The following is a 14,632-nucleotide window of genomic DNA, read 5'->3' as shown; positions in this document are numbered from 1 at the left end:
TCGAACTTCACGCGCGAGTAGGCGGCGCGGATCTGTCCCGCGCCCAGCGGCACGGTGATCCCCAGCAACGCGCCCTGGTAAATGCCCGTGATCGACGTCGGCACCTGGAAGCCATTCGCCGCGAACGCGCTGCGCGCCTCGTCGGCGACGCGCGAGACTTCGCCGAACAGCTTCGCGCCGCCGACATCGTAGGACGCGCCGAGGCTGGCACTCCTGACCTTTCGCGTGCCGTGCACGCCACCGGGCAGCCAGGCATCGCCCACCGTGCTCTGGACGAAGGTGCCCGCCACGTCCAAGGCGCCGGCGGCATAGCCAAGGCGCAGCCCGGCTTCCGCACCCCGTCGCGACGGACTGCCAACTTCCTCGTCACGCTTGACGTTCTCGTGCAGGGCGTACTGGACCTGCCCATACAGCCCATTCAGCCCGGCCGGCAGGAAGTAGCCGATGGCATTGGCCGTGCGCACGTAGTTGTCGGGCCCGCCGGGCAGACCGCCGTTGAGCGGATCGCCGGTCGCGCGCGCAGTGGCCACGGCCAGCCGGGTGTTGACCGAGCCGATCAGGTTCCCGCCCACGCCGATGTTGCTGAACGGATCGAACAGCGTGTCGTTCCAGAAGGTGGGCGTGTAGTCGCGCCCGAGCCGGATCTCGCCGAAGCCGCCCGACAGGCTCACGGTGGAGCGGCGCGCGAAGGTGCCGAGGCCCACGGCGCCGTTGTCGTTGGCCAGCGGCGATTCGAGCCAGAAGCTGGCCGCCAGGCCGCCGCCCAGGTCCTCCGTGCCGCGAAAGCCGATGCGGCTGGGCAGCGAGCTTCCGCTGGACAGCACCGTCTGGCTGCTGCGCAAGCTCGAACGCGATCCGGGCGGGAGCAGGAAGGAAGGGCGACCGTCGGGCACGACGCTGCGGGTCGAGTAGTGGCTCACCGCCGCATCGACGATGCCGAACACGGTGAGGCTGGATTGCGCGGCGGCGCCGCACGCGGTCGCGGCGAGGCCGAGGGCCAGGGTGGGATGGCGGAACATGGGTCTTGTCTCTCGTCTCGTTGTAGGAAGGAAAAGCAGGGTTTCAGCCGGCCAGCAGCGCGCCGGCACCGGGCACGACCGGTGCCAGGTCCAGGTGCTCCAGCATCCGGCGCACGGTGCATACCGCCGTGGAGACGGTGGGAATGCCGGTCGCGTCCTGGATGCGCTGCACCGCCGGCAGCGAAGGCATCTGCACGCAGGCCGAGGCGACGATGACGTCGGCACGGCGGGTGTCCAGCCGCTTCACGTCGTCGAGCAACTGCAGCGGGTCGCGCCGGCCCACCTCGAGGTTGTCGGGGATCTCGAAGCAGATGGCATCGACCACCTCGATGCCCTCGTGCTCGATGTATTGCACGACCAGGTCGGTCAATGGCTTCATATAAGGCGCCATCAGCGCGATGCGCCGCGCCCCCAGGGTCTTGAGGCCCTCGACCAGCGCGCCGGCCGAGGTCATCACCGGCGCCAGGCAGCGGTTGGCCCGCGCCACCTCGGTCAGTTCGCGCTCGGTCTGGCGGTGGTACCCCAGGCCCATGGCCATGATGGCGACGAGGCAGGCCGTGCTCATCACGTCCACCTGCGCGTCGGCCAGTTCGGCGGCGCAGCGCAGGCTCTCCTTGTTCATCGCGGCCAGCTCCTCCTTCGTCACCTTGTGCATGCGCATGCGGCTCGAATGGAAAGTGAAGCGTTCGCCGGGGCGCTGCGCCTCGCGCGCGCGCAGCATGGCTGGGATCTCGGTCTCCATGGTGATGTTGGAGCTCGGCACGATCTGGCCGATGCGGAAGTTGCGGTTCATGGGGTTCTCCTTTGATGGGCTCAATCGAGTGCGATGCGGGCGCGCTGCACCACCTGGGCGTAGCGCTGGGTGTCGGCGGCCTGCGCCCGCGCCAGCTCGGCGGGCCCGGCGCGCCAGGATTCGAAACCGAAGCCGGCCATGCGCTCGCGCACCGCGGGCTGCATCAGCGCCTTGGCGACGCCGGCCTGGATGCGCTCCACCGTCGGCGCCGGCGTGTTCTTCGGCGCATAGATGGCCACCCAGGTGCCGACCTCCATGCCCGCGGGCCCGCCGGCCTCGGCCAGCGTGGGCACGTTCTCGTAGCCGGCCAGGCGCTTCGCACCGCCGGCATAGGCCAGCAGCTTCACCTTGCCCGCGCGGTACAGCGGCCCCACGGTGGCGGCCGAGCCGAAGGCCCAGTCGACCTCGCCGGTGGCCACGGCCGTGTAGAGCTGCGGCAGCTCCTTGAAGGGCACGTGCATCATGCTGATGCCCGCGGCGGCCTCGAACTGCGCGGTGCCCACATGGGCCACGCTGCCCTGCCCCCAGCTGCCATAGCTCACGCCCTCGGGTTTGGCCCGGGCCGTATTCACCAGGTCGGCCACCGATTTCCACGGCGAGTTGGCCCCCACCACGACGAAGAAGCCGGTGGTGTAGAGCCCGGCCACCGGCTCGAAGTCGCGCACCGGATCGAAGGGCAGCTTGCGGTACAGGTGCGGCTGCAGCGCCATGTAGGTGCTGTCCAGCGTCAGCAGCGTGTGGCCGTCGGGACGGGCACGGTTCACCTCGCCGATGGCCAGCCAGCCGTTGGCGCCGGGCTTGTTGTCCACCACCACCGACTGGTTCCAGTCGCGCGCCAGCAGCTCGCCGACATGCCGCATCACGGCATCGGGGCCGCTGCCCGCGGAGTACGGCAGCACGCTGCGCACCGTTTGCGTCGGGTAGCTGCCCTGCGCCAGCAGCGGGGTGGTGGCCAGCGCGAGGGCGCAGAACGCCATCGCGCGACGCGTCGTCGCGCGAAAAATCGGGAACATGGTCGTCTCCTGTGGAAGGGCCGCGTCAGGCGGCAGGCTGCAGCGCCTCGCAGGCGCGGGTGAAGTGCGGGTCACGCTGGCGCAGGTCCTCGTGGCTGACCTTGCCGGTGCGGCGCATGTAGTCGTAGGCGAATGGCAGCGGGTCCAGGTGCATGCGCTCGCCCACGTTCTCGTACCAGTCGAGGCTGCGGCTGGCCGACTGCTGGAAGCTGCTCGAGGCATCGCGCCGCGCGGACTCGAAGGCCTGCAGCGCGGCCGGCAGGTCCGCCGGATGGGCGACCACGCCGCGATGCAGCGCGATCGCGTCCTGCATCGCCATGCGCGTGCCCGATCCCAGCGAGAAATGCACCGTGCGCAGCGCATCGCCCAGCAGCACGATGTTGCCGTGGCTCCAGCGCTCGTTGCTGACGATGTTGGCCTCGAACCAGAGCGAGCGGTTGGTCAGCAGTTCATTGCCGCCGAGCTCGGGACGGAACACCTCGGCGCAGAAGCGCCGGCTCTCCTCCTCGCTCGCGGTGTCGAGCCCCGCGCGCCGCCAGGTGTCGGGGTCCACTTCGACCAGGAAGGTCGACAGCTCCGGCCCGTACTGGTAGCTGTGCGCGATGAACACGCCATGCGCGGTTTCGCGAAAGATCAGCGAGACCGGATGGAAGCGCTGGTGCGTGCCGTACCAGGCGAACTTGTTGCGCCGGCGCACGAACCGCGGGCGGAACTGCTCGGCCATCTGGGTGCGCACCGCGCTGTTGCCGCCATCGGCCGCGACCAGCAGGTCGCAATCGGCCGCCAGCGCCCGAGCGTCCTCGACGCGCCGGCCATACTCGATGCGCACGCCCTCGCGCTCGCAGGCCTGCTGCAGCACGCGCAGCATGTCGATGCGCGAGGTGCGCGAGAAATGGTTGCCATGCACCTGCACATGGGTGCCGCGATGGACGATCTCCATGTAGTCGCAGCGCTCGTGGTGCGCGATGAAGGCCTGGAAGAAATCCGGATCGGCCTCCTTCAGGAACGACAGCCCGATGTCGGAGAAGACGACGCCCCAGCCGTAGGTGGCGCCCTCGGGGTTCTGCTCGTGCACCGTGATCCGGTGCGAGCGATCGTGCTTCTTCGCCAGCAGCGCGAAGTACAGGCCGGCCGGGCCGGCACCGATGATCTCGATCTTCATGGGGTGGACTCCTCGGGTGTCGATGGAACGCCCGCCGCGGAGCAATCGCGCTGGTAGTCCAGCAGCGCCTGGCGGAACGCGGGCGGTATCTCGATGGAAGTGCGCTCGGGCCGCGCCACGCACACCGGCGTGAGCAGCGCGTCGAACACCGGCTCGCCCTGCGGCGTGGTCGCGGCGATCGCCAGCACGTAGGTGCGGCTTCTCACCTCGGCCACGCGCACCGTCATGTCGAATTCGTCGTCGGGCCGCAGCGAGCGCACGAAGTCGAAGGACAGCGCCCGGCTCGGCGTGCCGAAGCCCTGCGCGTTCTTCGCCTGCTGCGGCGTGGTGCCGAACAACACGCCGTAGAACAGCTCGGCGGCCGAGATCACGTAGTCGGCGAAGGTCGCGGTGTAGACCACGCCGGCCGGGTCGCACTCGCCCCAGCGCACGCGGCGACGCACGACCAGCGGGCGTTCGCTGCGCAGGTACTCGATGGGCACGGGCGCGCTCATGGCTGCTGCTCCTGCTGCAGCAAGGCCGCGATGCGTTGCTTCATGGCGGGCTTGTCGACCTTGCCCACGCGCGTGAGCGGGAACTCGGCCACCACCTCCACGCGCTCGGGGCATTTGTATTTCGCCAGCCCGCGCTCGACCAGGAAGCGCCCGAGCGCCTGCACGTCCGGTGCCGCCATGCCGGGGCGCGGGATGATGAAGATGCAGCCCTTCTCGCCATAGAAGGGATCGGGCATCGCGACCAGCTTGGCATCGGCCACGGCCGGATGCTGGCTCGCATGGCCCTCGACCTCCTCGCAGCCGATCTTCTCGCCGCCGCGGTTGATGTTGTCGCGCAGGCGGCCCTCGAATGCGTAGTGCAGCACGCCATCCACGCGGTGCGCCGTCACCATGTCGCCGGTGCGGTAGAAACCGTCGGCGGTGAACGACTCGGCATTGGCTTGCGCGTTGGCGAAATAGCCGGTCAGGCTCGACGGACCGCGAAAGCACAGCTCGCCCGCCAGCCCCTGCGGCACCGGCTCTTCGGACGCCGGCTCGAGCAGGCGGATCTCGTCGTCGTCGCAGCCCGAGCAGCCCTGCGTCCGATGGCGCGCCTCCACCGATGCATCGGCGGGCGATCCCAGCAGCAGGCCCTCGGTGATGCCGTAGAGGTTGGAGCACGGCACGCCGAGGTGCGCCTCCAAGGTGTCGGCGCGGCTCATGGTGGAGAACAGCCGCAGCGACGACAGGTCGTGGCGCGCGATGTCGCGGTAGGCCAGCAACTGCGGCGCGATGGGACCGATCGACAGCGCATGCGTCACGCGGTGCTTGCCGATCAGGTCGAGCATGCGCGGGATGTCCACCTTCGACATCAGCACCACCGGCACGCCCATCAGCACGGGCGGAATCAGCGCATAGAGCTGGCCGGCGTTGTGCATCAGCGGCAGCGACCAGATCAGCCGGCTGTCGGCATCGATGCGGTAGCGCCGCATCCAGCCCGCCGAATGCCCCAGGTACTCGGCATGAAAGCGCGGAATGATCTTGGGCACGCCGGTGGTGCCGCCCGACAGCTGGAAGCTCAGCACGTCCGCCAGCCCGAGCCGCACGCGCGCGAGCACCTCTCGTGCCCGCGCGAGCGGCATGTCGTCGATCAGCCCCTGCAGGCTGGCCGCGCCCGGCCGTTCGCCGCGCACCACGACAAGGTGCCGCAGGGACGCATGGCGCGCCATCATGGTTTCGGCAAAGGCCGGCAGGTCGAAGCTGGTGCCGAAGTCCGCCTGCACGAAGTAGCCGCGCGCGCCCGATTGCGTTGCGAGCTGGCCGATCTCGATCTCGCGATGCTGCGGCAGCGAGCACACCGGCACGATGCCGGCCTTGAAGCAGGCCAGCAGCGCGATGGCGGTCTCCACCGTGGTGCCGAGCTGGAAGATCGCGCGGTCGCCCGGCGCGAGGCCCAGGCTCAGCAGCGCGGCGCCGAGCCGCTCGGTGGCATCGTCCAGCTGCGCGAAGTCGATGGAGCGGTCGTCGCCGATGAAGGCCAAGCGCTGCGGATGGCGCCGCGCGGTCGCGCGCAGCGCATCGCCCACGGTGCTCGAAATCCAGGCGCCGCTGGCCAGCGCGGCTTCGGCCCGCGCCGCCGCCGGGTAGATCACGCCGGCGATGGGGTGTTCGACAAGGGTCGGCATGTGTGTCTCCTGCGTGCCCGGCTCAGGCCCGCGCCGGCGCGATGCGCAGCACGTCGCGGTCGAAGCGCTCGATGCGCCCGTGCACGCCGCCGGTCAGCATGCCGTACCACAGCGCCGGTTTGAAGCCCAGCGCCTTGCGCTCGAACTCGATGGCGGCGTCGGCCTCGATCAGGTCGTACTCCGCGCCTTCGCGCACCCGGCAATCGGGGTGCCGCCGTGCGGCACTCACCAGCGGCGCGAACTCCTCCACGCGCGGCACCGGCAGGCGGATCGGCGCCTCGGACGCCACGCCATGCGCGGCCACCAGCACGGCCTTGCGCTGCCAGATCGCGTCGACCGGGCCCAGTGCATGGCCGGTTTCGCGCACCGCGTCCTCCGCCGCCATCGCGGCCTCGAGCGTGAGTCGCGCATCGGTGGCGTCGAGGGCCGTCAGCGGGCGCAGCTTGTGCGTGAACTCGACGAAGTAGCCGTTCGGATCGCGCACGTAGATCGACTCGATCACCTCGTGCCGCGTCTCCACCGAGACCTCGAGGCCCTGCGACTCCAGGCGCTGCTTCCAGGCGCGCAGCGCCTCGGGCCCCTCGACGAGCCAGGCCGTGTGCGTGGCATCGGCGACATGGTCGTCGGGCAGCGGCCGGGCGGCGGCACGCTCGCGCAACCCCGCCGGTTCCTCGCTGCCCAGGTAATAGAAGAAGGCGATGGTGCTGCCGTTGCCGCTGTCGAAGAAGAAGTGCAGGAAGTCCGGATGCGTGGCCGGCCCCCAGCCGCGCGCGGAGATCACGTGCACCAGCGGCAGGCCGAGCTTGTCGCGGTAGAACTCGACGGTCTCGCGCAGCCGCCAAGTCGGGCGCGCCGTGTGGTCGACGCCGCGCAGGGGCGGCGGTGAAAGGTCTGGAACGGGCATGGCGGGGCCTCCTCGAAGAAAACAGGATGTCGATGGGCGGGCGCCGCGGCGCCCGGATAAAGGAAATCAGCTCAGTGCGGAAACCGCGCCTGCAGCCACTCGGCCAGCAGCCGGCCAGCCTCGAGCCGGCCTGGCGGCTCGCCGCTCGCCAGTGCACGGCCGTGGTGGTCGCCGCGCACGCTCAGGTGGCGCTTGTCCGGCGAACCGATGGCCTCGACGATGCGCTGCACATCGCTCGGGAAGCAGGCCTGGTCGCCCGTGTACTCGATCACCAGCACGGGCTGGGTGATGGCGGGCGCGGTCTTCGCCAGCGAGGCGTTGGACGACAGCGCCGACCAGGTCGACAGCCAGCTCTCGGGCGTGCACTGGCGCGCGAAGCCGACGGCGCCGTAGTTGGAGGCATAGGGATCGGCGCCCCACAGCGAACCGAACCGGCGCTCCGAGGCATCGAGCGACAGGTCGAAGCAGCGCAGGTCGGCGTCGGTGCGCCAGACGTTGAAGATCGGCGTGTGGCCGGCGAGCCGCTGGTCTTCCGCGTCGGGCGTTCCATCGGCGGCCAGCGCCTCCTTCACGCGCTGTCGCGCGGCCTGCCGACGCGCGACGAGCGTTCGCGCGCGCTCGTCGATGCGGGCCACGCGGGCCCGCTGCGCCTGGCGGTAGCGCGCCACGAACTCGGCGCCGTAGCGGGTCTTGCCCTTGCCGGCATAGCCGTTGGCGGGCGACAGCGGATCGAGCGCGGGATCGACCGACAGCGGATCGTTCTCGTCGACCACGCTGGGATCGATGCAGTTCAGCAGCAGCGCGCCCTGGCCCGGATGCGGGCCGACCAGCACGAAGCCGTCGGCCAGCGGCATCTCGAGGTCGGCCAGCTGCGTGGGCCGGCCACCGGGCGTGCGCGCGATGCGCTGCGCGCCCGGCAGCGCCGACTGCTGCGCATACAGCGCATAGAGCCCGGCCCCGCCGGAATTGCCCAGCAGCACGATGCGGCGGAAGCCCGCGGCGCGCAGGTACTGCAGGCCGGCGGCCACGTCGTGCAGCGCCAACTCGTGCTCCAGCCGCAGGTCGTTGCCCACGGAGCGCGGCGACTGCGACCAGGCCGCATGGCCCGCGCCCACGATGTCAGGGATCAGGTAATGGCAGGCCATGAACTCGCGCGGATGCATCACGCACACCACCGTATCGGTGGGCGTGGCCGGGCGGTACAGCGAACCGCCGGTGGCGGCCTGGTCGGCGGTGCGCAGCACCACGTTGGTGGTGACGGTGCCAGGCGGCACATCGCGCGGATTCCAGTCGGTGTTGAGAAAGCCGGCGGTGGCCTGGGCGGCTGGTGGGGAAGACGGGCTTGGACGGCTCATTGGGGCGAATCGCGCGCAGGCGCTCCTGGCATTGACGTGCGCCAATGCTAGGCCTCTTGACACTAACGTCAAATATTTGACGTTGGTGTTAATACCGATTCGCGGGCCGTGCGATCAGCCCTTGGTGCCGAGCGTGCTCTCGAGCTGTTCCAGCGCATCGCGCATGCGCGACAAGGCCTGGCCGACCTCCGCCTGCCCGGCCGCGCCGCGTGTCGACGCGCGCGCTTTTTTGACGGAACTGTCGACACGCAGCATCCGCAGCCCCAGCTCGGCGATCAGTTCGGCCACGGGCTCGACCGGCTCGTTGCGGCGGCTGTCGAACCACCACGCCGACCAGTTGCACATGCCGATGATCGAGAAGGCCGCGACGTCGGCATCGACCGGCACGAACACGCCCTGCGCGATGCCGCGCCGGATCACGTTCACGAAGTCGTCCCGCACGGCGCGGCGCGCCGCCTGCGCGGCCAGGCGCTGCGCTTCGGGCAGGCTGCTCTCGCTGCGCTCGACCACGCGAAACTGCAGCGGGTGCGCGAGGATCAGGCCGGCGTGGTGCAGGATCAGTTGGCGCAGGCCTTCGTCGGGAGAGATTTCCGCGCGCCGCGCCACTTCCTTCGTGAGGTCGCTGGCGCGCTCGGTCACGTCGCGGGTCAGCGCCTCGAGCATCGATTCCTTGCTCGGGAAGTAGTAGTAGAGCGCCGTGCGCGTCATGCCGACGGCATCGGCGATGTCATTGATGTTGGTGCCGCCGAACCCCTTCTCGATGAACAGCAGCGAGGCCGCGTCGAGGATCGTCTGGCGCTGCGCATCGCCGCGCGTGGGGCGGCTTTTCTTCGCCGGTGCCGGTGCTTTGCTCATGGGCTTTCGCGCCGGCTCGCTCAGGCCGCGGCCCGTCGTCGGCCCGCGCCCGCTTCCTGCAGCTTGCGCACCTGCACGTCGCGCCCGGTGACCAGCGTGCCATCCTGCGCGTGAATCTCGATGCGGCGCAACGGGCGCCCCCCGGAGCGATCCAGCATCTCGGAATGCTTCTCGCCCTTGCGGTACATGAAGCGTTCGCCCCACTGGCGGAAGGCGACCACGAGCGGGAACAGTTCCTCGCCCTTCTTCGTCAGCATGTATTCCTGGTAGGCCGAGCCATCCGACGCCGGCGCCAGCTCGAGCACCTCCTCGTCCACCAATGTCTTGAGCCGGTCGGCCAGGATGTTCTTGGCCACGCCCAGGTCGCGCTGGAAATCGGAGAAGCGGCGCGTGCCGTCGAAGGCATCCCGAACGATGAGCAGGGACCAGCGGTCCCCGACGATCGACAGCGCGCGCGCCATCGGGCACGGGTCGACCCGCATCGCTTCTGACTTGGCCATGGCCTGGACCTCCTTCGTTAGTGGTTGTAATTCTAAACCACTTGGCATATGCTCGTTCTGGTTTCGTTATGAAACCACATAGGCCCACCTCACAACCCGAGACGCTCCTCACCTCCACGAGGCCAACGATGACCCTCATTGATTTCTCTCATGCGCCTTCCGTCCGCGACGCACGACGCACACGCCGGACCTCCCTGCTGCACGGCCTCCTTCTCGCGGCGTGCTGCGCGTTGATGCCCGCCGCCGCGAATGCGGCGGACCCGGTCAAGGTCGGATCGATCTTCGACCTGACGGGCGGGCTCAACATCTACGGCCTGCAGCAAAGCCGGGCGCTGCGCCTGGCGGTCGACGACATCAATGCCCAGGGCGGACTCCTGGGCCGGACGGTGGAGGTGGTGCAGGCCGATGCGCAGTCGGAACTCGACAAGTACCCGCAGTACGCCAACACGATGGTCATGCGCGACCGCGTGGCCGCGCTGTTCGGCGGTCTCACCAGCTCCGCGCGCGAGGCGGTGCGCCCCGTCGCGCGGCGCAGCAACACGCTGTACTTCTATTCGTCGCTGTACGAAGGCGGCGTGTGCGATTCGCACACCTTCCTCACGGGTCCGTCGGCCTCGCAGCAGCTGAGCGTGCTCATCCGCTGGGCGGTGCAGCGTTATGGCAAGCGCATCTACGTGATGGCCGCCGACTACAACTTCGGCACCATCTCCGCCGCCTGGGTGCGGGAGTACGCGCGCCAGGCCGGCGCCGAAGTCGTCGGTGTCGAGTTCCTGCCGCTCACGGTGACCGACTACTCCTCGACGATCCAGAAGATCGAGGCGGCCAGGCCGAGCTTCGTGTTCGCACTGCCCGTCGGCGCCAACCAGACCGGCTTCATGGAGCAGTTCGCCGCGGCGGGCCTGGGCCAACGCATGGGCATCGTGTCGACCAACTTCGGCTCGGGCAACCAGCAGATCGTGGTCTCGCCCAGGCCACCGCGGGCGTCGTGGTGTCGCTGCCCTACTTCGAGTGGATCGACAACCCGCAGAACAAGGCCTTCCGCTCCGCCTGGCGCCAGGCCTACGGCGAGAAGGAGCCGATCGTCGAGGCCGCGGTCGACGTGTGGAACGCCGCGCAGCTGTGGGGCCGCCGCCGTACGCAAGGCCGGCGCCTTCGACACCGCGAAGGTGCGCGCGGCGCTGGAGAGCGGACTGGAACTGAAGGCGCCGAACGGCCCGGTGGCGCTCGTGCCCAGGTCGCACCACCTGCGCCAGAGCATGTACATCGCGCAGGGCAATGCGCAGCGCGGGTTCGACCTCGTGGCGCACATTCCCGACGTGGAACCCGTGTACGAGAACGAGCGCTGCGATCTGCTGAAGCAGCCCGCGCAAGCGACCCAGTTCACGCCCGCCGGCACCTGAACGCCATGGACTGGAACTATCTGCTGCAGGCCCTGGTGCTGGCCCTCACCAGCGCGGCCATCCTGCTGATCGCCACCCTGGGACTCGGCGTGGTCTTCGGCCTGATGGGCGTGGTGAACCTCGCGCATGGCGAGTTCATCATGTTCGGCGCCTACACCGCATTGACGGCGACGCAGCACGGCGTGCCGTTCTGGCTCGCCTGCGTCCTCGCCGCGGCGTTCACCGGCGTCTTCGGCGCGGCCGTGGAGCGCCTGCTGATCGCCCGGCTGTACGGCCGGCTGCTCGACACCATGCTCGTGACCTGGGGCATCGGCCTGGTGATGTACCAATGCGCGGTGCTGCTCTTCGGCACGGTCACGCCGGGCATCGGCATGCCGCTGGGCTCGGTGCGCATCGGCGGCGGCGTGGTCTCGAGCTACCTGCTGGTGCTGGTCGTCATCGCGGCCGGCCTGTCCGTCGCGCTCTACCTGCTGCTCACGCGCACCGGCTACGGCGTGCTCGCACGCGCCGTGGTGCAGGACCGGACCACGGCCGCGGCATTGGGCATCGACGCGCGCCGGCTGAGCTGCATCACCTTCGCCATCGGAAGCGCCTCCGCCGGCCTGGCCGGTGCCGTGCTGCTGCCCGTGATTCCGGCCGCGCCCAACATGGGCTTCGCGCTCGCCATCAAGGGCTTTCTCGCCGTCGTGGCGGCCGGGCCGGCCATCGTCTCGGGCACCGTGCTGTCGGTGCTGTCGCTGGGCTCCGGCTCCGCCATGGTCGCGAGCTATGGCTCGCGCGTGCTGGGCGACCTGCTGTTCTTCGGTGCCACCCTGCTGTTGCTGTGCCGGTTCCCGCTCGGCGTCACCCAGGGCTGGCGCCTCAAACTCTAAGGATCGATCGCGTATGTCGTCTTCCCCTTCCAGCACGCCCGTGGCATCGGCACCCGGCCGCGCGCCCGCGGCGATCCTTCGCCTGCCCCGCTGGCTGCCGGCGCCGGCCGCCACTTGCGCGCTGCTGCTCGCGGTGCCGTGGATCGAGCCCTACCTCGCGAACACCATCGCCTCCTGGCTCATCGCCGGCCTGCTCGGCCTGAGCCTGGCCCTCGTGTGGGGCCAGATGGGCTTCCTCAGCCTGGGCCAGACCGCGCTCTACGGCCTCGGCGGCTATGCCGGCAGCGTCCTCGCCATCAACCTGGCGCCGGGCCTGGGCAACCCGCTGCTGCTGGCCGCGCCCTTCGGCGCGCTGGTCGGCGCGCTCGCGGCGGCCGGCATCGGCTGGGTCGTGTTCTACGGTCGCCTCGGGCAACTGCAGGGCACGATCCTCACCTACACCTGCACGCTGATCCTCTGGACCGCCTCGGTGTCGCTGAACGCCGGCATCGGGCGGGCGAGAGTGGGCGGCGACAACGGCATGTCCGACATCCCCGGCTTCGTCGCCGGCCTGGGCCTGGACGCACCGCCGATGACACCGAACCAGACCCTGGCCTGCGTGCTCGTCGTCTGCGCGCTCGTGTACCTCGGCTGCCGCTGGCTGATGGCGTCCTCCTTCGGCCGCGTGGTGCAAGGCATTCGCCACAGTGCCGAGAAGACCGAGCTGCTCGGCTACGACACCCGGCGTTTCCAGCTGGTGCTGTTCGCGGTGTCCGGTGCGATCGCGGGACTGGCGGGCACGCTGTACGCCGCCTGGGGCGCCTACATCAGCCCCTCGATCTTCAGCGCGCAGGAAGCGCTGCTGGTCCCCATCTACGTTCTTGCCGGCGGCATCGGCAGCCTCGCGGGCGCCTTTCTCGGCGCGGTGCTGGTGGGCGCGCTGTCGTTCTGGCTCGGCGGCGGCGCGGCCGGTGGACAGGCCACGCTGATCCTGGGCCTGTGCCTGATCGCGCTGGTGCTGTTCGCACCGCGTGGGCTGGCCGGCATGGCCGGTTCGATCGCGCGCGGCCTGGCCCGGCAACGCATGCCGTCGGCCGTCAATGCATCGGCGCTGCAGCATGCGAGCGTGAATGCCGAGGGCCTGGCGCGCATCGCCAGCGCGGGACCGCCGCGCGGACGCGTGGCCTTCGATGCCACCGCGCTGATCAAGCGCTTCGGCGGCATCGTGCCGGTGAACGCCGTGTCGCGCAGCTTCGCCGAAGGCCGTGCCGCGGCGCTCATCGGTCCCAACGGGGCCGGCAAGAGTTCCTTCCTGCGCTGCTGCAGCGGACAGTACCGGCTCGACGGGGGCACGATCACGATCGACGGGCGCGATGTCACGCGCTGGCCCCTGTTCCGGCGCGTGCAGGCCGGCGCCGGCATCAAGACCCAGGCGCCGCTGGTCTATGCCGAACTCAGCGTGCACGAGAACCTCTGGATCGCCGCCCATCGCGTGGCGCGGGATGCGCGCCAGGCCGCCGTCGCCGCCGACGAGGCGCTGGCGGCCATGGGCCTGCAGGCGGTGGCCCGGCTGCCCGCCGGGTCGCTGCCGCATGGCGGGCGCCAATGGCTGGACATCGCGATGGTGCTGATCCAGCGACCGCGGATCGTGTTCCTCGACGAACCCGCCGCCGGCATGTCGGGCGAGGAGCGCCGCGCGCTGGCGCGGTTGCTGGCCACGCTGGGCAGCACGCTGGCCGTCGTCGTCGTCGAGCACGACATGGAGTTCGTGAAACAGCTCGGTGGCCACGTGTCGGTGCTGCACCAGGGGCAGCTGTTCGCCGAAGGCAGCATCGACGCACTGCGTGCCGACGAGCGGGTGCTGGACATCTACCTCGGAAGGAATGCCCATGTTCAAGCTCACTGAGGCTTCGGGTGGCTACGGCGCCCTGCCTGCGCTCGACGGCGTCTCGCTGCGGGTCGGGCGCGGCGAGATCGTCGCGCTGCTGGGCCGCAACGGCTCGGGCAAGACCACGACCTTCAAATACATCATGGGCCTGCTGACCCGCTACGGCGGCGAGGTGCGCGTCGACGGCCAGGCGATCGCGCATGCGCCCGAGGCACGCGCACGAGCCGGTATCGGCTACGTCCCGCAGGGACGCCACGTGTTCGCGCGGCTCTCGGTCGCCGAGAACATCGCGGCCGCGGCCATCGCGCACGGCCACGATCCGCGCCACGCGATCGACGCCGGGCTGGCGCTGTTTCCGGCGCTGGTGCCGCGCGTGCGTGCCCTCGCGGGTCAGCTCAGCGGCGGCCAGCAGCAGATGCTGGCGATCGCGCGTGCACTGGCGATCCGGCCGCGCCTGTTGCTGCTCGACGAGCCCACGGAGGGCGTGCAGCCCTCGATCGTCGGCGAGCTCGCCGACAGCCTGCGGCGCCTGCCTGCCCAGGGCCTGTCGATCCTGATCGCCGAGCAAGACCTCGACTTCGCGCTGGGACTCGCCGACAGCGCCTATGTGCTGCATCGCGGCGCCATCGAACGCAGCACCACCGCGCAGCAGCTGCGCGCCGACACCTCCGCCTTGCAGGAACTGCTGGGCGTCTGAGTCTTCGATTTCGCTTCTGGTTGCAAAACACAACCTG

At 70.1% G+C, this 14,632-nt stretch carries 14 protein-coding genes (1 of these 14 only partly in view); 4 read left to right on the top strand and 10 right to left on the bottom strand.

The features are described 5' to 3' along the window. The 10 genes from ACHMXE_RS09275 to ACHMXE_RS09230 all read right to left on the bottom strand — a co-directional run. On the bottom strand, positions 1-1,019 hold the 5' portion of the coding sequence (locus ACHMXE_RS09275) for a porin (protein ID WP_395345801.1). The gene continues 268 nt to the left of window position 1, outside the view; only the first 1,019 of its 1,287 coding nucleotides appear in the window; its start codon is at positions 1,017-1,019; its stop codon lies beyond the left edge, outside the window. A 43-nt stretch (positions 1,020-1,062) separates the two neighbouring features. Further along, a complete protein-coding gene (locus ACHMXE_RS09270; protein WP_203207761.1) occupies positions 1,063-1,812 on the bottom strand; it encodes an aspartate/glutamate racemase family protein in 750 nt (249 codons plus the stop codon). A 20-nt stretch (positions 1,813-1,832) separates the two neighbouring features. Continuing rightward, positions 1,833-2,825 (bottom strand): Bug family tripartite tricarboxylate transporter substrate binding protein, encoded by a 993-nt coding sequence (locus tag ACHMXE_RS09265; RefSeq protein ID WP_395345800.1) that lies wholly within the window; start codon positions 2,823-2,825, stop codon positions 1,833-1,835. A 25-nt stretch (positions 2,826-2,850) separates the two neighbouring features. Further along, entirely contained in the window at positions 2,851-3,987 is a 1,137-nt protein-coding gene (locus ACHMXE_RS09260; protein WP_395345799.1) for an FAD-dependent monooxygenase, read from the bottom strand. Next, the gene (locus ACHMXE_RS09255) at positions 3,984-4,481 is read right to left on the bottom strand and encodes a thioesterase family protein (protein ID WP_203207763.1); all 498 of its coding nucleotides are present in this window, start codon (positions 4,479-4,481) and stop codon (positions 3,984-3,986) included. Before ACHMXE_RS09255 ends, ACHMXE_RS09260 begins: the two co-directional genes overlap by 4 nt. Beyond that, a complete protein-coding gene (locus ACHMXE_RS09250) occupies positions 4,478-6,145 on the bottom strand; it encodes an AMP-binding protein (protein WP_203207764.1) in 1,668 nt (555 codons plus the stop codon). The genes ACHMXE_RS09255 and ACHMXE_RS09250 overlap by 4 nt, the downstream gene beginning before the upstream one ends. A gap of 22 nt (positions 6,146-6,167) precedes the next feature. Next, complete coding sequence (locus tag ACHMXE_RS09245) at positions 6,168-7,049, bottom strand: VOC family protein (protein WP_203207765.1); 882 nt, start codon at positions 7,047-7,049, stop codon at positions 6,168-6,170. A 71-nt stretch (positions 7,050-7,120) separates the two neighbouring features. Beyond that, positions 7,121-8,404 carry an alpha/beta hydrolase gene (locus ACHMXE_RS09240; protein ID WP_203207766.1) on the bottom strand — a complete coding sequence of 428 codons (1,284 nt, stop codon included), beginning with the start codon at positions 8,402-8,404 and terminating at the stop codon, positions 7,121-7,123. A 114-nt stretch (positions 8,405-8,518) separates the two neighbouring features. Further along, positions 8,519-9,259 (bottom strand): TetR/AcrR family transcriptional regulator, encoded by a 741-nt coding sequence (locus tag ACHMXE_RS09235; protein ID WP_203207767.1) that lies wholly within the window; start codon positions 9,257-9,259, stop codon positions 8,519-8,521. 20 nt (positions 9,260-9,279) lie between these two features. Continuing rightward, a complete protein-coding gene (locus ACHMXE_RS09230; protein WP_203207768.1) occupies positions 9,280-9,759 on the bottom strand; it encodes a helix-turn-helix domain-containing protein in 480 nt (159 codons plus the stop codon). A gap of 233 nt (positions 9,760-9,992) precedes the next feature. On the opposite strand from ACHMXE_RS09230, the gene ACHMXE_RS09225 reads away from it, so the two are divergent. From ACHMXE_RS09225 to ACHMXE_RS09210, 4 genes are read left to right on the top strand one after another with little or no spacing between them, the layout of a single operon-like run. Continuing rightward, the gene (locus ACHMXE_RS09225) at positions 9,993-11,159 is read left to right on the top strand and encodes an ABC transporter substrate-binding protein (RefSeq protein ID WP_395345798.1); all 1,167 of its coding nucleotides are present in this window, start codon (positions 9,993-9,995) and stop codon (positions 11,157-11,159) included. 5 nt (positions 11,160-11,164) lie between these two features. Beyond that, positions 11,165-12,031, top strand: a complete 867-nt coding sequence (locus tag ACHMXE_RS09220) for a branched-chain amino acid ABC transporter permease (protein WP_395345797.1) — start codon at positions 11,165-11,167, stop codon at positions 12,029-12,031. Between the two features lie 40 nt (positions 12,032-12,071). Further along, the gene (locus ACHMXE_RS09215) at positions 12,072-13,916 is read left to right on the top strand and encodes an ATP-binding cassette domain-containing protein (RefSeq protein WP_395345796.1); all 1,845 of its coding nucleotides are present in this window, start codon (positions 12,072-12,074) and stop codon (positions 13,914-13,916) included. Further along, positions 13,900-14,595 carry an ABC transporter ATP-binding protein gene (locus ACHMXE_RS09210; protein WP_203207772.1) on the top strand — a complete coding sequence of 232 codons (696 nt, stop codon included), beginning with the start codon at positions 13,900-13,902 and terminating at the stop codon, positions 14,593-14,595. Before ACHMXE_RS09215 ends, ACHMXE_RS09210 begins: the two co-directional genes overlap by 17 nt. The last annotated feature ends 37 nt before the right edge of the window (positions 14,596-14,632 follow it).

This window comes from Variovorax sp. UC122_21 (assembly GCF_044056785.1).
Classification (GTDB): Bacteria; Pseudomonadota; Gammaproteobacteria; order Burkholderiales; family Burkholderiaceae_C; genus Variovorax.
Note: the sequence above shows the minus strand (reverse complement) of the source record. Positions and strands in the feature narration are given on the sequence as shown.